The sequence below is a fragment of the Listeria grandensis FSL F6-0971 genome (genome assembly GCF_000525835.1).
Taxonomy (GTDB): Bacteria; Bacillota; Bacilli; order Lactobacillales; family Listeriaceae; genus Listeria_A; species Listeria_A grandensis.
The window spans coordinates 59,486-79,248 of record NZ_AODD01000006.1 but is presented as its reverse complement, the minus strand read 5'-3'; the positions used below and the strand labels follow the sequence as shown (position 1 = coordinate 79,248).

19 protein-coding genes are annotated in these 19,763 nt (G+C 40.2%); 4 read left to right on the top strand and 15 right to left on the bottom strand.

Translation table 11 applies throughout. The features are described 5' to 3' along the window. Positions 1–310: 310 nt before the first annotated feature. Positions 311–661: an SH3 domain-containing protein gene (locus PGRAN_RS05655; RefSeq protein ID WP_077914596.1), complete on the bottom strand. Its 351-nt coding sequence runs from the start codon at positions 659–661 to the stop codon at positions 311–313. 348 nt (positions 662–1,009) lie between these two features. On the opposite strand from PGRAN_RS05655, the gene PGRAN_RS05650 reads away from it, so the two are divergent. From PGRAN_RS05650 to PGRAN_RS16575, 3 genes are all read left to right on the top strand, one after another. After that, complete coding sequence (locus PGRAN_RS05650) at positions 1,010–2,059, top strand: lactonase family protein (RefSeq protein WP_036065815.1); 1,050 nt, start codon at positions 1,010–1,012, stop codon at positions 2,057–2,059. A gap of 237 nt (positions 2,060–2,296) precedes the next feature. After that, positions 2,297–3,334 carry an oxidoreductase gene (locus tag PGRAN_RS05645; protein ID WP_036065814.1) on the top strand — a complete coding sequence of 346 codons (1,038 nt, stop codon included), beginning with the start codon at positions 2,297–2,299 and terminating at the stop codon, positions 3,332–3,334. A 686-nt stretch (positions 3,335–4,020) separates the two neighbouring features. Then, positions 4,021–4,341, top strand: coding sequence for a hypothetical protein (locus PGRAN_RS16575; protein WP_149023991.1), 321 nt, complete (start codon positions 4,021–4,023; stop codon positions 4,339–4,341). Between the two features lie 74 nt (positions 4,342–4,415). Here the strand turns inward: PGRAN_RS16575 and PGRAN_RS05635 are convergent, their stop codons facing one another. From PGRAN_RS05635 to sufC, 14 genes are all read right to left on the bottom strand, one after another. Then, on the bottom strand, positions 4,416–4,823 hold the full coding sequence (locus PGRAN_RS05635; RefSeq protein WP_036065812.1) for a VOC family protein: 408 nt from the start codon (positions 4,821–4,823) through the stop codon (positions 4,416–4,418). Positions 4,824–4,848: 25 nt separating this feature from the next. Further along, complete coding sequence (locus PGRAN_RS05630; protein WP_036065810.1) at positions 4,849–5,139, bottom strand: hypothetical protein; 291 nt, start codon at positions 5,137–5,139, stop codon at positions 4,849–4,851. 24 nt (positions 5,140–5,163) lie between these two features. Then, positions 5,164–5,856 (bottom strand): histidine phosphatase family protein, encoded by a 693-nt coding sequence (locus tag PGRAN_RS05625; protein WP_241433288.1) that lies wholly within the window; start codon positions 5,854–5,856, stop codon positions 5,164–5,166. Positions 5,857–5,954: 98 nt separating this feature from the next. Next, entirely contained in the window at positions 5,955–7,061 is a 1,107-nt protein-coding gene (locus PGRAN_RS05620; protein ID WP_036065809.1) for an alpha/beta hydrolase, read from the bottom strand. A gap of 187 nt (positions 7,062–7,248) precedes the next feature. Beyond that, positions 7,249–7,683 carry a hypothetical protein gene (locus PGRAN_RS16235; RefSeq protein WP_051998435.1) on the bottom strand — a complete coding sequence of 145 codons (435 nt, stop codon included), beginning with the start codon at positions 7,681–7,683 and terminating at the stop codon, positions 7,249–7,251. A 4-nt stretch (positions 7,684–7,687) separates the two neighbouring features. Continuing rightward, positions 7,688–8,278: a GIY-YIG nuclease family protein gene (locus tag PGRAN_RS16230; protein WP_051998434.1), complete on the bottom strand. Its 591-nt coding sequence runs from the start codon at positions 8,276–8,278 to the stop codon at positions 7,688–7,690. A 217-nt stretch (positions 8,279–8,495) separates the two neighbouring features. Then, positions 8,496–9,242, bottom strand: coding sequence for a hypothetical protein (locus PGRAN_RS16975; protein WP_036065807.1), 747 nt, complete (start codon positions 9,240–9,242; stop codon positions 8,496–8,498). 1,018 nt (positions 9,243–10,260) lie between these two features. Continuing rightward, a complete protein-coding gene (locus PGRAN_RS05605; protein WP_036065805.1) occupies positions 10,261–11,721 on the bottom strand; it encodes a hypothetical protein in 1,461 nt (486 codons plus the stop codon). Then, positions 11,721–12,278 (bottom strand): sigma-70 family RNA polymerase sigma factor, encoded by a 558-nt coding sequence (locus PGRAN_RS05600; RefSeq protein WP_036065804.1) that lies wholly within the window; start codon positions 12,276–12,278, stop codon positions 11,721–11,723. Before PGRAN_RS05600 ends, PGRAN_RS05605 begins: the two co-directional genes overlap by 1 nt. Positions 12,279–13,068: 790 nt before the next feature. Further along, on the bottom strand, positions 13,069–14,463 hold the full coding sequence (sufB, locus tag PGRAN_RS05595; RefSeq protein WP_036065803.1) for a Fe-S cluster assembly protein SufB: 1,395 nt from the start codon (positions 14,461–14,463) through the stop codon (positions 13,069–13,071). Positions 14,464–14,487: 24 nt separating this feature from the next. Continuing rightward, positions 14,488–14,931 (bottom strand): Fe-S cluster assembly sulfur transfer protein SufU, encoded by a 444-nt coding sequence (gene sufU, locus PGRAN_RS05590; protein WP_036065802.1) that lies wholly within the window; start codon positions 14,929–14,931, stop codon positions 14,488–14,490. Further along, on the bottom strand, positions 14,928–16,154 hold the full coding sequence (locus tag PGRAN_RS05585; protein ID WP_036065801.1) for a cysteine desulfurase: 1,227 nt from the start codon (positions 16,152–16,154) through the stop codon (positions 14,928–14,930). The genes sufU and PGRAN_RS05585 overlap by 4 nt, the downstream gene beginning before the upstream one ends. A 1-nt stretch (position 16,155) precedes the next feature. Then, positions 16,156–17,448, bottom strand: a complete 1,293-nt coding sequence (gene sufD, locus PGRAN_RS05580) for a Fe-S cluster assembly protein SufD (RefSeq protein ID WP_036065800.1) — start codon at positions 17,446–17,448, stop codon at positions 16,156–16,158. Between the two features lie 18 nt (positions 17,449–17,466). Then, entirely contained in the window at positions 17,467–18,255 is a 789-nt protein-coding gene (gene sufC / locus PGRAN_RS05575; protein ID WP_036065799.1) for a Fe-S cluster assembly ATPase SufC, read from the bottom strand. A gap of 343 nt (positions 18,256–18,598) precedes the next feature. Between sufC and PGRAN_RS05570 the strand changes: the two genes are divergently transcribed. Further along, positions 18,599–19,660 (top strand): Lmo2079 family surface lipoprotein, encoded by a 1,062-nt coding sequence (locus PGRAN_RS05570; protein WP_036065798.1) that lies wholly within the window; start codon positions 18,599–18,601, stop codon positions 19,658–19,660. Positions 19,661–19,763: the final 103 nt, after the last annotated feature.

The window sequence follows — 19,763 nt, the reverse complement described above, 5'->3', positions numbered from 1 at the left end:
GTTTACGTCCTATTTCGTTCTTCATGGGGGGAGTTTATGCAAAAATCTATGTGATGAGCTACTCATTCTTGTGATGCAATCCTACTTACTTCACAATTTTCACTCTTGTTGCAGAAAAACTTATCTTAAGTTTAAGAATTGTGTCGCTACATAGCCTGTTTTACCTTTGTAAATCACTTTGCTCCAGCCATGCTTGTCTATTACAATTGTTACTTTTCGCCTTTTTTCAGTGTGTTTAAAATCTTAGCTGTCTTGCTTGCGTCAGCCCGAACGGATACAGCAGTTTTGGCAGTTGCTGCTTTTGTTGGTTCTACTTTTTAACTGAGTTGACTTGTTTGCCAGGAATGTTTAAGTAGCGAGTTCCGACATAGCCAGTCTTGCCTTTATAAGTAACTTTACTCCATCCATAATTGTCTTTCACGAAGTAAACTTTTTCACCTTTTTTAAGTGTGCCTAGTATTTTTGAATTTGTGCTTTCACCTGCGCGAACGTATACTGCTGATTTTGCTGTTACCATTTGAGGTTTCGCTGTATAATGTGTTGTTTGTGCTGCATCTACTGTAAAGGCTCCGGCTGCTACTGTTGTGAATGCTAGTGTCAATGCTAATCCTGTTGCGGCTACCAATTTAGTTGTTTTTTTGCTCATTACATTATTCATCATAATCTCTCCTTCAAATTTAGTTTTTCATAAGGATAGTTGCAGTTTTACAAGTTTTCTAAGGGGCGCCCTTTCGATATCTTTATATTACACTATTAATATTTCTAAGTCAATACTTTTGTTACGTTTTTATTACAATTATTTTATATTGATATCATGAATACTCGAAAAAAGTTCTTATTTTTTACATTAAACGCACTTTTTTCGCTAAAATTGTGTTTTCAATCTCTAAAATGAGTGCTTTTACAGAAATATTTGTAATGATATAGTAACATAGTTTTATAAGCCTATACTTTTCTCCAGCTGTGCTATAATAATAAAGAAGATAACGCTTAAAGGAGGAAAAGATTTATGGCTAACAAAGAAGCAATTGCCTACATTGGTACATACACCAAAGTAGAAAGTGAAGGAATTTATCGCCTTCATATTGATAAAAAAACAGGTGAAATTACGCAGAATAAGCTTGCTGGAAAGATGGACAATCCTACTTACTTGAAACTTACGGATGATCAAAAATATCTTTATTCTGTAGCAAAAGATGGCGAAAATGGCGGAGTTGCGGCTTTTGCGATTAAAGAAGATGGTTCTCTAGATTATTTGAACCAAGAAGTCCAAGCTGGAAATCCTCCTTGTTATGTCGATGCATCGAAAGACGGCGCTTTTGTCGTATCAGCGAACTATCATTTAGGAACAATCGTGGCCTACCCAACCGAGAAAAACGGCGCACTAAAAGCTCCAAGTTCGTCCGTTCAGCATATCGGTACTGGCCCGAACAAAGAGCGTCAAGAAAAAGCACATGCCCATTTTGCAGGTTTCACGCCGGATGAGAAATTTGTCATTACGTGTGATCTTGGAACAGACTATGTGACAACGTATGCGCTAAACGACGGTGTTCTTGAAAAAGTGAGCGATTTGAAAGTCAAGGGTGGAAGTGGTCCTCGTAACCTTGTTTTCCATCCGAACGACAAAATTGCTTATATCATGACTGAAATGGCGGCTGATGTTGTCGTTGCGGCTTATGATGAAGCCACTGGCGCGTTAACTGAGATTCAAAGCATTGCTTCTTTACCAGCTGATTTTAGTGGTGAAAATAAAGGTAGCGCGATTCACATTTCCAACGACGGTCGCTTCCTATATGTTTCTAATCGCGGACAAGATGCGGTTGTGACTTTTGCGATTGATGCAGCAGGTAAATTGAGTTTGGCCGCTACTACTCCTGTGGAAGGTGTTGGTCCTCGTGACTTCGACCTTGATCCGAGTGGCGAAATTTTGTTAGTATCCAACGAAAACACGAACAACGTTACAGTATTTGGCGTGAATAAAGAAACTGGCGCGCTAACTTTACTTCAAAAAGATATCCACGTTCCAGAACCAGTTTGCGTGAAATTTATTAACGAGTAATAAACAAGAGGCCTTGGGAAAATTCGGAATAAGTGAAAAGAGCTCACCATACTTTAGATAAAAAGTATTTATGGCTTTACACAAATCGAGCGAAAGCGTTTGTATTTAAGGAGTTTTGCGGAAGCCGGAAGCGGAGTGTACGACTGTACATGAGAACCGGAAGTTCGCGAAACTCCTTAAATGCGAGCGCTTGTCGCCGATTTATTTGGCCCAAGCATCTCTCTAGGAGGAAATATAATGACATTGACTATTGGTTATATCGGATTTGGGAAAAGTACGACGCGTTATCACATGCCTTACACGCTGATCCGCGACAATATCCGCGTTAAAACGATTTACAATCACCACCGCAAGCCTGAACTGGAGGCAGAATATGCGCAACATCAGATTGAATTTACGGATAATCTTGATGTGCTTTTGCAAGACGGCGAAATTCAGTTAGTCAGCATCTGCACGCCTGCAAGCACGCACTATGAACTAGCGAAAAAAGCTTTGCAAAACGGCAAAAACGTTCTCGTTGAAAAACCGTTCTGCACAACTTCTGAAGAGGCGGAAGAGCTTTTTGAACTGGCGAAATCAAAAGGTTTAATTGCGACGGCTTACCAAAACCGTCGTTTTGATAGTGATTTCTTGGCGGTAAAGGAAGTTTTGGCTAGTGGGAAAATAGGTGATCTTGTAGAACTGGAATCACATATGGATTATTATCGTCCGGAGGCGCCAGATTCTGATGGGGAATATTACGACGGAGCTTTTTATGGACTTGGCGTTCACATGATGGATCAAATTATTGATTTGTTCGGTCGCCCTGAAGAAGTTAGTTACGACATTCGTTCTGTTCGCAATCCGAAGAATCCTGATGACACATTTGAAGTGCAATTCTTCTATCCAAAGCATAAGGTAATTGTGAAGACAAGCCATTTGGTGAATATTCCATATCCGAAGTTCATCCTTCACGGTACAAAAGGCAGCTTCGTGAAATATGGTATCGACCAGCAGGAAACATGCCTAAAAGCTGGTGTAATGCCTGGTGATGCGAATTTCGGTATTGATCCTGAGAGCCATTACGGTACGCTTGTTTATGTCAATGAAAATAACGAAACCGTGCAAGAAACCGTACCTACACCACTTGGTGATTATGGTCGTCTTTATGATCAGTTGCATGATGCCATTTTAAACAGTACGCAAAAATTAGTAAGCGACAACGAAACACTTACAAATATGACGATATTAGAACAAGGCTTCACTGGGAAAAATCCACGTGTGATTTCTTTATAAGTGTTAGGTCATTGTATATTAAATTTTTCCTCCGTACCAAATGAGCCTTCTATTTGATACGGAGGTTTTTTTATAGTAGCCTTCCTCAATCGCAACTACCCTCTCGAAGAAAGCGTTTTCTTTTCAATTTTTTTGTGTAACTTTTTAACAAATAAATAAATGCCATTCTTGTCGCCGCCGGAATAGGATAAACTTTAGGAAGCTTCACTGTTGGTAATTCGTGTATTGCTCAAGTAGCTGAACACAATAGTAATGTAACTGCTACCAGCAACGCGTCTATCGATGTACCATTTTTGGCTGGAAACTTACTAAATACCAGTAAAGAGGCCACCTTTATCGGTCCCCCAAATGCCACTTTAGTTGTCAATGGACAAAACTATACAAGCAATACTAACGGAGTTTTTCATATTCAATTACCGAATTATCTAGAGTTAGGTGATAATGTTATTACAAAGTTCATCTCATCAACAGGGGTTAGCAGTGCCACGAAAGTATACACCGTAGCAAATGGAAACACGATAGATCCTGCAGTCACCACTGGAGCAAACATGCTATTTGGAAGTGTACGACCAAATTCTATTGTAACTCTTTTAGTAAATGGAAAAGAATCTGCTTCTACATACTCATTTGGCTATGGTCAGTGGTACATAAGACTGGGCTCCCCTATCCCTCTTGGAGATAGTGTTATGCTACGAGTAACTTCATCAGAGTATAGTCAGGTTTTATATAGTCCAGTCTACAATGTTAAGCCTTCTACTACCGCATTACCAAAAGGGCCGCAATTAGTACAAGAGGTTTCCGATCGTAGTACAGATATCCTCTCTACTGCGACGCCTTATTCTAGACTGACACTACTAGGAAAGCGATATTCTGCTGATTCTGCTGGTATCATTCACGTTAAACTAGATGCTTTGTTAAAAGCTGAAACCACGTTAACAGCCACCATGGTCGATGACTACAGTAACGTATGCGAACCACTCACATCTACAGTAACCGCATCACGTTAATACTTTTGAAAAGCCCTCCCCATTTCCGGGAAGGGCTTTTCTAGCTTTATTTCGTCACAAACGTTTTTCCTATTTTACCAAACGAGCTGCCAAGTCACGCCGAACTTATCAGTAACCCATGTTACTTTTTTAAATGGTGGAAGCTCGATTGGTCCCATCATCACAGAACCTCCATCGGAAAATGCCGCAAACAAGCGATCAAACTCTACTTCCTCTTCACACTGCACTAAAATCGAAGTTGCCCACGAAAACGGCGTAGCATACTCCGCCTCCATGTCCATTACCATGAATGATTGACCACGAATATCGAACGTACCATTAAGCAGTTTACCGGTTTCCCCACGATCGCTTTCGCCGATATATGTTTTGCCGAACGTCTTCGCATCTTCACCGAACAGCCCAACGTAGAAATCCATCGCCGCCTCTGCTTTCCCACTAAACGTTAAAAAAGTAGAAATCGGTTTTCTTGTTTCAAATGCCATAATTCTCATTCCTCCATCTCATTTTTTACATCACACCTATTAATATCAACAAGAAAAAAATCACCCAAAATACGATATAGGCCATCGAAATAATAAAGCCAATAATCGGTAAGAAATTGCGCTCTGTCTCCCTTGCAATACCCCAAATCGAAAAAATCATCGCCACTACCGCCACACCAAAAATCACAATAAACCAATTACTCGACGTGACAAATCCAAACTCAACTGGCTTTATAAAAATCATCACGATACATAGAATTCCTAGTAAAAATGCCAGAATACCTAAGAGTGTTGTTCTTTTTTTTGATCGGTTCATCTTCCATGTTCTTCATCCCTTATCCTAATTTTTAACGATGCCACGCGCAACATACTGCATGTCATTCGCCGACTCTACAGTGTATTCCCCATTTGCATAACTTATTTTAGTGACACTCGCATTTTCAATGGGACCATCCACGCGGTTTGGAGCCAGTAGTGAAAGCAAAATATTGATAACCATACCGTGACAAATCACGAGTACATGCCCCTCTGTATGTTCTTCACAGATCAAGTCCAGCGACTGAAGCAATCGCTCCGTGAAAATATCCCAATTCTCCGCCATACCAGTCTCATCCATTTCGGCTACCGCATCAATCATCACCCGTGGCGCATCATGCTTATGTACCTCAAAAAATGCCTCCACAGACGGAAAACCATGCCTCTTACTCACCGTCTCCCACATGAAAAGATTGTATTCGCCTTCAAATTTACCAAAGCCGAATTCGCGTAATCCCTTCAACTGATTCACCGGCAACTGAAAATCTGCGTGGCGCATCACAATATCTGCTGTTTCAAGCGTCCGTCCACGATCACTCGTATAAAGCGCTTCAAATGTTGTATCTGCTAAACCGCGTCCCAATTGTTCCGCGACTAGAACCCCCTCCGCAGTCAGTGGCGAATCCGCCCATCCTTGCACGCGCTCCGTTGTATTAAGCATTGTCTTACCGTGCCTCGTTACAAACAATGTTACTTTTCCAGTCATTTTAACAAACACCGCCGTTTCTTCCATTATACCACTAGTTTATCAAGCTACATCATGTTTTGCAATCGTTCTAAACAAAAATCCGGATACACTTCGATTTTATGCAGGAATTATTTTCTATGCTTTCCTATAAAATCAATCATTTCTAGTACACAATCCTCGCTTTGCGGGTAATATCCCACCTTATCAATATAAGCGTGTCCAAGTCCTTTGTATACTACTGTTGTTGTATCAATCCCAGCAAGTGTCAATTTACGCGCATAAGCCAACGTTTCAATTTTTAGAAAGTCGTGTTCCCCTACAGTTATGAATGTTGGCGGCAAATCTGAGCTAACCTCCAAATACGGCGTTAAATATTTATTCATCAAATCCTTTGTTCCTAGAAAATCTCCTAAACTACCTGATAAGTCATCAAACATACCCAACGACATATTGATAACCTTGCTATGTTTAGAATAAATATCAAATTTTTCTTTACTAAAATGAACATGTTCGTCTTTTACGCCACCCATATTGACCGTTGGATAAAGTAATAATTGGCCTCTAACCAAATGGCTCCCGTCTTCTAACGATTTGTTCGTACAATACTGGGTTAAATTCCCACCAGCACTATCACCTGCTACAAAAATATTAGTTGGGTCCCCACCAAATCGAGCCGCATTTTCATGTATCCATTTAAGCCCTGTATAACAATCCTCATGACCTACTGGATACGGATTTTCAGGCGCTAAGCGGTAATCGATAGAGCAGGCAATCATATTCGTGTTCGCAACAAATAATTTGAGCGCTTCGGTAACTACATCCACACTACCGGCAAAGAAACCTCCTCCATGAATAAAATAAAGTATTGGGGCGTTCTCTAACGGGGCCTCTGATTTGAAACAATACATTGGCATATCATAGCTTCCACTCGCCTTTATCAGGAATTTCGTTGTTCTAATTTCCTCTTCTACCATTGGATAACTATCCACACTGTTAAATATTTTTCTTAATCTCACCAAGGATTTCGGACTCGAGTCCATCTTGAACATGCTTTTCGGAATGAAATTGGACAAGAGAGCCATTTTCTTCATCTCTTTATAAAGACGAGGATCCATGGCACCTTTTATGTCACCATCAGGTATATGCTTAAGCAAAACTTCTACTTCATCGACCAGCACTACTTCTTGCTTCTTTTTGATATCATCAACTAGGCTTTCTGGATATTTTCTTAGCATCTTTATTTCGCCTCTTCCTCACTTAACATTTTTTGATTATCCGCGCAGTTGAAACCCATCATTTTAAGCGCTTTCTTCGTTGTTTAAGCCTAACATATTTGTAGCAGACTAATCAGGGTCTCCGTTTTCTTTTTCCTCTGCATAATCTATCATTTTAAAATGGGCATCTAGTGCACTTTTAGCATTTTCATGAATGCGCTCTAGCAATGCTTTTTTTTTCACCTTTCTGTGGTACTCTTACTTTTATACCTAATGCACTCGCCAATAATTTCGCATCCAGTTGCTCAGGAACAAGTAACTCTTTTGGCCTCAAATGATTAGGATCCGTATAAAAAGCCATCAGGAAACTCTCCACCAGTTCACTTTCTTCCCCTACAAGCTCCAATACTTTAGAACTCCTCCCAGCAACCGCTCCGTTCCGTAAGAAGCTGATTTGAATAGCGCAAAACTGATCGCGTGTTACGAAATGAATGGCATCACGATGACCAAAATCCCGCGTTAGCACTTTTTCCTTGTCTGTTATCCGATCTAAAACATTCAAAAGTTCGTGTGTTTCCTTCGCCCGCTCAAATTCAAGATTGTCTACTTGCTGCTTCAAATGTTTTTCTAGCTCGCGTTTCACCTCTTTATATCCGCTGCCATAAAAAAAAGGCCTCTATCTTCTGGATTTGAGCCTCGTATTCTTCTTTAGTGACCTCTCGAACGCAGGGGCCAAGACACATACCTATCTGGTAGTAAAAACAAGGACGCCCTCTCTTCCCTTCACAATGACAAAGTGGATAGATTTTTTGTAACAATTCATGCGTTTCCGTTGCCTTATAACTACTAGCATACGGACCGAAATAACGGGCACCATCTTTTTTAATTTCTTTCGTTAGCTCGAGATGTGGGTTTGCTTCTTTTGTGATCTTAAGATATGTATACTGAATTTCGTCTTTGAGCATCACATTATACGGCGGCTGATATTTCATAATGAGCGTCATCTCTAACAGTAAAGCCTCTTGTTCAGAATCAGTAATAATAAGTTCCAAATCATGGATATGGTGAACTAAGCGCGCTGTTTTTCCAATTTGGGTCTTAGTAAAGTAAGATTTCACACGGTGTTTTAAGTTCTTGGATTTCCCGATGTATAAGATGGCTCCTTTTTTGTCACGATATATATAACAACCTGACAATTCAGGCAATGTTTTTAATTTTTGTTCCAAATTGGATTCCATGGTAACACCTCCAAAAAAACGTATGTTCGTTCTTTCATTTTAAGCTTCATTTAAAAATTTGTAAAGAGATCTAAAAATGGAGGTCCCAGATAATAAAAAAATACTTGGTATCGCTCCACCTCATGGGAGTGATACCAAGTATTTTTAACTCTAGAGTTTGTTCTGCTAGTACAACAGATTCTGCTGGTGTTGGGTCTGGTTGATTTTTTGAGAGTTATTACTTAGCTGCTTGAATGATTATATCCGTTGCAAGACTTTCTTCGTAATTCTTGTTTGCTGTTTTAACAGAAATTTTACCTCCAGCTACAAGAACGCTAGCTGGTAAATTGACTGAGAATCTCCCATTTTGCACGCCTACAATGCGCATGTCTCCATTTGAAAAAGCAACAATTACAGTAACTGCAGATTTATCTGTCGTTACACCAGAAAGAATAGTACTACTTGTATTAACTGTTCCAACTATTTGAGGCGCTGAAGCTTGAGTAGTAGGTGTTACTGGTTTTACTGGAGTAACTGGTGTTACTGGAACAACAGGCGTTGCTGGAGTAATAGGTGTTAATGGAACAACAGGTGTTACTGGTTGGCTTTTTGAAGCTGCTTTAACGATTATGTCCGTTGCAAGACTTTCTTCATAATTCTTGTTTGCTGTTTTAACAGAAATTTTACCTCCAGCTACAAGAACGCCAGCTGGTAAATTAACTGAGAATTTCCCGTTCGATACTCCTACAATTCGTTGATTTCCGTTTGAAAAAGTAACAATTACAGTAGCTGCAGATTTATCTGTCGTTGAACCAGAAAGAATACTACTATCCGCAAAGACTTCTCCGCTAATAACTGGTGCTGATACTTGCTTTGTAGCTGCAGATGCTTCTGATGATGCCATACCTAAATAAGTTGGTGAAGCTGCAAGAGAAAGTGCTAATGCGATTGCTACTGCTGGTTTTAAATATTTTTTGTTCTTCATAAGTTGATAACCCCTTAATATAATGTTTTTTTGGTATTTCTGCTTTTTACAAGGATAGTAAGTTTCCAAACCTACATTACTTGCTGGATCCAGAACTGAATTATATCATTTACACATTGTTCTGTCTACCACTTTTTTTAAAAAAGGGAGTTAATGAACAAAATGAACTAGCGTTTGAATTTGAAATAAAGGAGGGAAAAACGACACGGGTAAAGGTAGAAAAAACCGAAGAAATATTACATACATAATATGGTCTAACCTCTTGTCCTGCAAAACATTTACTACTATAGACAAGAGTGTCAAGGAACTATTTAACTTCGTCTAAAGCCCATGATTTGATTAGTTCCTCTTGCCAGAAAGCTAGTGTTGGATTTAACACTATATATTATTTTAGTAATATATATTAATTTTTATATCACAAATCTGAAGCTAGTATAAAATTTGTTTCTAAGTGACTTAGGCATAAAAAGACGAAAATATCTGCCTCAACATTTTTCGTTGCCATTTCGAGGCAAAAAAAACACAGTAATATCAACATCCTTTAAGTTAAAAGTGAGGAAACCCACCCCCAAGAAGCGATATTACCATGCCAGACCATTTTATCATACAACTTATCAGTTTAGAAAAAAACGTTCAGATCATCGAGCATTCGATAGAGAATGATACGTGCCACATCCATATTCAACTAAAGCGAAAGAAACATACTTGTCCTCACTGTCAAACCCGTACGAATCGTATTAAAGATTACCGTATACACCTAAAATAGCCGAAAAACGAGGCGCCTATGGCTTCCAGTGCTTCGAAAGCTTCCGATCCAAAATACTCGCACAACACTTTATCAAAGATTTTGACGTTTCTGTAGGCTAAAAAGAGGCACGAGCTATGGAAACTCTAGCTCGCACCTCGATATTTCATCCCAACAATTGACATAGAGCTAAGATGCTTCCAATTCGTCATTTGTTAGTTGTGATTTTCTCTTGAATCATCGACAAAAGCTGGCCTAAGACTAACACAATGATTACTTGAGATCTTCTCTAGTAAAATTAAAGTTATAGGTATCATTCAATTTGTAAATCGGCCAACTAAATTGAAGTTTTAAATCGTTATCGAACTTCATTGGCTCACCAGCGTTATTACTTGGTGAATAGACAATTTCATTCAATACGCCATTTTCATCATACTCATGTTCATACTTACCTACAACAAGTAAGCTATCAAAAAGCTTCATATGTTCATTCTTACTTTTCATTTTAAGAGTCATCTTCACTGCACCATTGGGGTTTTCGCCTTCGGGATCTTTAATTCTTTCTACAGATACAATAGTTATAGCACCATCTTTAAATTGTGCATCCTTGTTAACAGGCAACTTTTGACCCATTTCTGGAACTGGTATCGTTGTTGATGCCGTGTCTGTCCGGTGCGCGATTGCTAGTGCTGAAACTTTTAGATCAAAATTTTTATCAGTCGAGTTTACATCAAAAGCATATTTATTATCAACATTGAAGGTTGTATCTGGCGTTTTACCGACTTTCGAACCACTTTCTGTTAAAAGTGTCACGCCTCCGAATTGAGTCAAACGTTGCTGATCTGCGAAGTAGTAATAAGGATGATACCCGTTATCTTTTCCTGATGGGTATAGCTCCACCATAATTTTCCCATTTTTATAAGTAGGTAGGGCTGTTACACCAAAGTTATTATGCGTTACAGTCTTCCCGATTTCATTAAGTGATTGAACAGATTCTGCATCAACCAGCTTAAAACTAACAGATAAATCGTTCTGTGTATCTACTAATTTATAGACAGTGTTCGTGTTTAAATTTCCTTTACCTACTCTAAATTCAGGTATGCCTGACACCATGGATTCAGATGAGCCTGTTAGGCCATTCCCTTCATCTTGATACTGTTGATCACCAATGTATAATACATACGGCGTTTCAGTAATGCCTGAAAAAGCATCACTTTTTTGAACATTCTTTTTTAATTTATTGATTGTTGTTACACCGACCTGTAAAAGTTCATCTTGCACTGAAGCTGCGTTCTCTAACGCTAAATGATATTGATCATTTTCAGCAGTTAACGCTGACTGTTTGTCCAGAATCAATCTTCCGTTTTCAGGGAATTCAACATCTTTATCATTATTTTGTGTGATACCTGAGCCTGGGTTAAACTTAAACCAATTGTCTAATGTAGCACTGACTTTATCTGAATTTAACACTGCAGTAAAGGAAAGTATTACAACTGCAGCAGTAATAAGCACCTTGGTTTGATTTGAGAATCGACGTTTTTTCTTCATAATAGCACTCCCTTTTTGTATTTGGCTGATGGATTTTTCTGGTTCCAGACTAGCCTTTTTAAATGTAGCTTGCTTTATTCTCTCAGCAACAAGAGAATCGATTTCAAATTGCATATCTTTTTTTAGCAATTTTGTCATCTCACTTTCATCTAAGTCCTCTAAAATTTTCTGAATATCTCTATCCATTACAGAATACCTCCTATCGAATTTTGCAAACGGTGAAGACCTCTGGAAATTTTTTTATCAACTGTATTCGCCTTTATTTGTAAAGCTTCTGCTATTGCCTTTGTACTCTGCCCCATAAAATATTTCCGAATGAATATCTCATTATCTGGCTCACCTAAAGCATTTATTTCTTTTACCAAATCGGCTTTTACCTCTCTGTCGATCAAGGTGCTTACCACATCTTCTTGTGAGTTAATACGATCTGCCTCCAACTCTTCGTTTAGGTAATTCTGGGATAGTCTTACAAGTTTGTGAAATTGACGTATCGCCTTTCTCTTTGCAATGATGGAAAGAAAAGCTTTGATAGTTCCCTTTGTTAAGTCAAGTGAATCTCGATTTTGATAGAACTCATAGAAAATATCGCTTGTACATTCTTCGATATCCTCACTGCTTGCTACATTTATCAACTTACTTCTTACTATTGTATAAACAAGACCAATATATTGATCCATTAATAGCCCAAAACCGATTTCAGGCTGATTAGTGAGCATATCCAATAATTGCTCATCTGAAAACATTGTTTACCCCTCTTTTCAAATTCATAATAGAATTAAGCCATAGCTATCTTCAACTAATACATTGACAGCTGATTCAAAAAATCTGACAGTTTTCTAAAAAATATTTTAATAGTATGCCCTATATATATCATTAACTGTTTATCTGAAAACATTGTTTATCCCTCTTTTCAAATTCCTATTAGAATTAAGCCATGGCTATCTTCAACTAATACATTGACAGCTGATTCGAAGTATCTGACAGTTTTCTAAAAAAATATTTTAATAGTATGCCTATGTATATCATTGACTGTTTGTCTGAAAACATTGTTTATCCCTCTTTTTAAATTCCTGTTAGAATTAAGCCATAGCTACCTTCAACTAATACATTGACAGCCGATTCGAAATATCTGACAGTTTTTTTTAAAATATTTTTACTTTAATACTATTCCCTATGTATATCATTGACTCTTGGATCGATTAAACGGGATATTCGAACTATAACATCTATCAAGAAGCTAACCAATTTTCTGACATAGATACAACGAAGGTAACATATGCTCATAAACAAAAAAGCATTAGTTTCTTCTGAAATTCCTTGATTATGTCTTCAATTCGATCGAAGTTGGAGTAACATAAAATGCATGTCCGAGGGGTTCGGACATGCATCTGTTAAAACAATTATTAATACCTATGTTCATCTTAAAAAGAAGTTTGAAACTGATTCAATTAATATCTATACAGATTATACGAAATAGCTTCTGAAATTTTGGGTTGCAAAGCTATTTGATTGCTGAAAACAATCACTAAAGACCTACCCGATACTGCCTTCCATTTCGAACTTAATCAAACGGTTCATTTCGACGGCATATTCCATTGGTAATTCTTTTGTAAATGGCTCAATGAAGCCCATTACGATCATCTCTGTCGCCTCTTCTTCCGTTACGCCGCGGCTCATCAGATAGAATAATTGTTCCTCTGATACTTTGGAAACTTTCGCTTCATGCTCAAGGGAAATATCGCTATTCAAGATTTCGTTGTATGGAATTGTATCAGACGTCGATGCGTTATCCATAATTAGCGTATCACACTCAATATTCGAGCGGGACCCTGCTGAATTACGGCCAAAGTGAACGATACCACGATAGGTTACGTTACCACCTTGTTTGGAGATGGATTTTGAGACGATAGTGGACGACGTGTTTGGTGCCAAGTGAAGCATTTTCGCTCCGGCATCTTGGCGTTGTCCTTTACCAGCAATCGCGATGGAGAGCGTCATACCACGTGCGCCTTCCCCGCGAAGATGAACCGCCGGGTATTTCATCGTTAATTTCGAGCCGATGTTTCCATCAATCCATTCCATTGTCGCATTTTCATCACAGAAAGTACGCTTGGTTACTAGATTGTACACGTTATTTGCCCAGTTTTGAATCGTTGTGTAGCGGCAATATGCATCGCGTTTAACAATGATTTCAACAACCGCTGAATGAAGGGAGTTCGTCGTGTAAACTGGTGCTGTACAGCCCTCTACGTAGTTTACGCTCGCGCCTTCATCCACAATAATCAGTGTGCGCTCAAATTGTCCCATGTTTTCCGAGTTAATACGGAAATAGGCTTGTAGCGGTGTATCCACTTTCACGCCTTTTGGAACGTAGATGAACGAGCCACCAGACCAAACAGCCGAGTTTAGCGCTGCGAATTTGTTGTCAGTTGGCGGGATAACTTTGGAGAAATACTCGCGGAAAATGTCTTCGTTTTCTTTGAGCGCTGAATCTGTGTCTTTGAAAACAATACCGATGTCCTCTAGATCTTTTTTCAGGTTGTGATAAACTACTTCGGACTCGTACTGCGCGGAAGCACCGGCAAGATATTTCTGCTCTGCTTCTGGAATTCCGAGTTTGTCGAAGGTACGCTTGATTTCGTCAGGAACCTCGTCCCAATCGTTTACCGTGTGATCCGATGGCTTCACGTAGTAGCGAATATCCTCAAATTTCAGTTCGGATAAGTCGCCACCCCATTGCGGCATCGGCATTTTGTAGAATTGTTCTAGGGACTTCAAGCGGAAATCGAGCATCCATTGTGGTTCTTCTTTAATGCTTGAAATTTCTCTTACGATATCTTCTGTCAAGCCGCGTTCACTACGGAAAACGGATGTATCTTTATCATGAAAACCGTATTTATACTCGCCCATTTCTGGAATTTCAGTCATAGTCAAGATCCTCCTTTAAACTTATTATTTCTTTCCTTCAAATTCGAAAATCGCACGTTCCATGGCTTTCCATGAAAGAGTCGCACATTTAATTCGAGCTGGGAATTTAGCAACGCCGGATAATGCTTCCACATCACCGTTCTCATCGATCACATCGTGTTCATGACCTTGTACCATTTCTGAAAAGTCACGCGACATTTTGAGGGCTTCTTTTTCTGATTTGCCGATAATACTCTCGGTCATCATCGAAGCGCTCGCCATCGAAATCGAGCATCCGCTACCTGTAAATTTGGCGGCAGTGATGATTTCATTTTCCACTTTAAGATGGAGATGAATTTCATCACCACACGTCGGGTTATTCAGGTCAATCGTGACACTTTCGTCATCGAGCGTGCCGTTGTTACGCGGATTTTTGTAGTGATCCATAATAACTTGGCGATATAATTGATCTAATTTGCGACCACTCATAGTCCGAAATACTCCTTTGTTAGCTTGAGGCCAGCGATAAACTGGTCGACCTCCTGCTTGGTATTATATACGTAAAAACTTACTCTGGCTGTAGAAGACGTGTCCAACCACTTCATGAGCGGTTGCGCACAATGATGTCCAGCGCGGATTGCCACGCCTTCTTCATCAAGCACTGTCGCGATATCATGGGGATGCGCTCCTTCTAAATTAAACGTAATCAGCCCGCAACGCTTTGTCGCGTCCAGTGGACCATATATTGTAATCCCGTCTAGCTTTTGCATTTCTGCCATCGCATAGGCGGTTAATTCTTCTTCGTGATTGTGAATCAGGTCAAAACCGATTGTTTCCAAATAGTCAATCGCCGCGCCAAGACCAATCGCTCCCGCAATATTTGGCGTCCCTGCTTCCATTTTCCACGGTAGTTCTTTCCACGTTGCATCCTGTAACTCTACGAAATCGATCATTTCGCCACCAAATTCAGTCGGGTTCATCGCATCAAGCAATTCCCGTTTCCCATAAAGCGCACCAATTCCCGTCGGCGCCATCATTTTATGACCCGAAAAAGCGTAGAAATCAGCGTCCAATTCGAGAACATCAACCTTCATGTGCGGCACAGATTGCGCGCCATCCACAACGATAACCGCACCAACCGAGTGCGCCAAATCCGCAATCGCGCGAACCGGTGCAATCGAGCCAATCACATTAGACACGTGCGCAATCGCGACAATTTTCGTTTTCTCGTTAATCACTTTTTCGGCATTGGCAAGCGTAATCGTCGCGTCTGCATCCAATTCGATATAAACAAGCGTCGCGCCCGTCCGTTTCGCCAATTGCTGCCACGGAATCAAGTTACTATGATGCTCCAAGTGAGAAATCACAATCTCATCTCCCGCATGTAAATTCGCGTCACCATAACCGTTTGCAACCATATTAATCGCCGTCGTCGTCCCGCGCGTGAAAATAATTTCCGCCGTCTCCCGTGCACCAATAAAGCGCGCAACTTTGGCACGACTTCCTTCATAAGCATCCGTCGCGCGAGCTGCCAACGTATGCACACCACGGTGAACATTCGCGTTTTCCCACTCATAATACTTCATTACCACATCCAAGACTTGCTTCGGCTTTTGGGAAGTAGCAGCATTATCCAGATAAGCAAGCGGTTTTTCGTTGATCTCTTGCTTTAAAATCGGAAAATCAGCCTGAATTTTTTGGGTTAGCGTCATATTAGCGCACTTTCCCTTCGATAACTTCCTTCAATTGAAGTTTCACGCTTTCGATTGGTAGTTGACGCACAACTGGATCGAGGAAACCATGAATAACAAGACGTTCTGCTTCTTGTTTCGAGATTCCGCGACTCATTAGATAGAAAAGTTGCAACGGATCCACACGGCCAACTGACGCTGCGTGCCCTGCTACTACATCATTTTCATCAATTAAAAGAATTGGATTCGCATCTCCACGCGCTTTTGGACTAAGCATCAACACGCGAGATTCTTGCTGCGCATCCGATTTCGACGCGCCATGTTTAATATGCCCAATACCATTGAAAATCGTTGTCGCGCTATCTTTCATAACTCCATGTGACAAAATCGTACCTAGCGAAGCCAAGCCGTAATGCGTCACACGTGTCGTAATGTTTTGCGTTTGCTTCCCACGACCAACCGTCACGGTTTTCACGTCGCTGACAGAGCCATTGCCCATCAAGTTCGTCGTATTTTCATTAATCGTGTCGCCATCGTTCATCAAACCAAGCGCCCACTCCACACGGCTATCGTTACCAACATGTCCACGGCGGCTAACATAAGTCGTCGCGCCACTTCCCAAGTTGTCCACCGCACCGAATTTAACTTGCGCATTATTCTCCGCAATCACTTCAGCAACAATGTTCACAATACCTTTATTCTCCGCGTCAAGCGTCACATAGTTCTCCACATACGTCACAGCGCTATTATCATCCGCAACCAATAACACATGGTTTACGAGTGGTGAAGCTGCGTTTCCGTGTGCAAAAACCGCTTGAATCGGCTCTTTCACTTCCACGTTTTTCGGTACATATAAGAACAATCCACCGTTCACAAGCGCCGTATGGAAGGCCGTCAAACGACTTTCATCTACTTTCACCGCTTCAGTCATGAAATATTTCTGTACCAATTCCGGATGATCCTTCGCAGCCGTGATGATATCCGTAAAAATAACACCAGCATCCAATAATTCCTTATTTAAATGCAGTCGCGCTGGGCGATTATCGATTTGGACGTACACATTTGCGTCCTCACTGATTAGCGTTTGCACACTTTCAGGCAACTCCTCATTCGTCACACCCGCTTGAAAAGCCGCAAAAGCCTCAAACTTCGTGAAATTCCAGCGATCAATCTTTGTTTTATCTACAAACGGCAATGCTAACTCAGAAGCTTGTTGCCATGCGTTTATCCGTAGCTCTGTTAACCAGCCAGGCTCGCCTAAATCGCCTGAAAAAGCACGGATAAAATCATCTTTTACAGCTAAATTTTCTGTCATGATTTATCCCTCACCCTCTTATTTTTGGTCAACGGTCTCTTCTTCTTCGTCAAACTCGATACCAAGTTCTTGCTTAATCCAGTCATAACCTTCGCCCTCTAAGCGCTTCGCAAGTTCAGATCCGCCACTTTTCACGACTTTTCCTTGCATCATTACATGCACGAAATCAGGCTCGATGTAGTTCAGCAAACGTTGGTAATGGGTAATAATCAAGCAGCCAAAACCTTCCCCGCGCATTTCGTTAATTCCTTTTGAAACTACTTTCAATGCATCGATATCCAGACCTGAATCGATTTCATCTAGAATCGCGATCGTCGGCTCAATCATCAATAATTGTAGAATTTCATTACGTTTTTTCTCTCCGCCAGAAAAACCTTCGTTCAAATAACGTTCCGCCATTTCTTCGTCCATTTCCAAAATAGCCATTTTTTCGTCTAATTTGCGGATATATTGCATCAATGGAATTTCTTTACCTTCTTCACGACGGCTATTGATCGCTGCACGCATGAATTCAGCGTTTGTAACCCCACTAATTTCACTTGGATATTGCATTGCTAAGAATAGACCAGCACGAGCGCGTTCATCTACTTCCATTTCTAGAACATCTTCCCCATCAAGCTCGATTGTCCCTTGCGTTACTTCATATTTAGGATGCCCCATAATTGCTGAGGATAGCGTCGATTTACCAGTTCCGTTAGGTCCCATTATAGCGTGGATTTCCCCTGTAGAAATTTCTAGGTTAACCCCTTTTAAAATCTCTTTGCCCTCTATTTCAACATGTAAATCTTGAATTTTCAACGTTGACATTAAAAATTACCTCCTAATTTTTTCGCATTATTTTCAGTACGTATGGTTCTAGTTTAGTATAATTCTAATCTAATTACAACTATCCGAAATACTTTATTTCAAAAAGCGCCTTATTTTGTGGCATACCCTAACTTCTCGATGTTTTTTTCTTATTATCACTCATGAAATTGTACTTGAGAAAACAGCCCCTTCGCATACCCTCTAAGTGTACCAAAATCTACGACCGAAAACATCCAAAACGATTTTTTGTACAGGCGTTTAGAAAATAAGAGATTGAAGATTGTATGATGATATGGTATCGTTATATTTGTGTAATATTTTTGAAACATTTGGAGGAGTTTTTATGAAGAAAGCCATCGCAGCGCTCGCAGTCATCATCCTATCAGTTACGATTATCTTAGCCGCATGTAGCTCACCGAAATCCGAATTCATGTCGTCCTTTCGAGGCATCGCTAAAAACAAACAATATACCGCTGTATTCACATTGAAACCCATAACAATTGCCGGATTTGATACGCTAGCTTTCCTCAATCCAGACGCATTAGCCAAAAGCAGTTTAACCATGAAAACATCGCGTGACCTTACGCGTGACTTAACCTATAATACTTACGGCCTTCATGTCGGAGGCACACCCGCAATGGACATAACCGCCCACTCTTTTGAAAATGGTAATACGGGCAAAATTTACGTTCCCGTCGCCGATCTTTACCAAACACCAAACACCGTCACAAACATCCTAGATCTAGCGACAGACTCCGTGTTTTCCAGAGTACTAGCAGACAATAAAGATCTAAAGAACAGACACCTAGACGTCCTGCAAGCACTACAAAACATCACCAACCGGGTCATCGATGAAAAAACCGTAGATGAACAGTCCAGTCAATTGCGTGCCATTGAACAAAAAACAGCTTTCACCTTGTATAAAAAAATCAATAACCTGGACAAAAGCCATTACAAAACCCAAGATCGCAATATCACACTCACTTTAGATAAAAAAGAGATGGCCGAACTGAGTAACGCTTGGTTGGAAGAATTTCAAACCAACAAAGATTTCATCGCCTTGTATGCAGAAGTCTCCGGATTGACCGAAACCGAAGCCAAGAAAACATGGTTAACCACCGACAAAAAAGCCCAAGAAACACTAAAAGAGCTTATCACAAATGCCGATATTAAATTAGGTATGACCATAACCATGCATCCCGATGCAGAAAAAGGTGTCCGAAAGCTAACAATGTCCGTAAACTACGAAGACACCTCTAAAAAACAAAAACTAAAACTTCGACTTCACAATGGAACTACTACATTACGAACAGATCCCCACACCGCCAGATCCAACCCAAATCATCACAAAAAAAGAGCTCGACAAGCTCATCACCGACATCATCCGCGAACAACGAAAGACTAAATAAATTGGTAACAAACGCTCGCTTTAAAGCCGAAGCGTACCTCCCCATCCTACGTGGTAAGGTACGCTTCGGCTTTATTTTTTAATGTGTATCCGTTCTTTC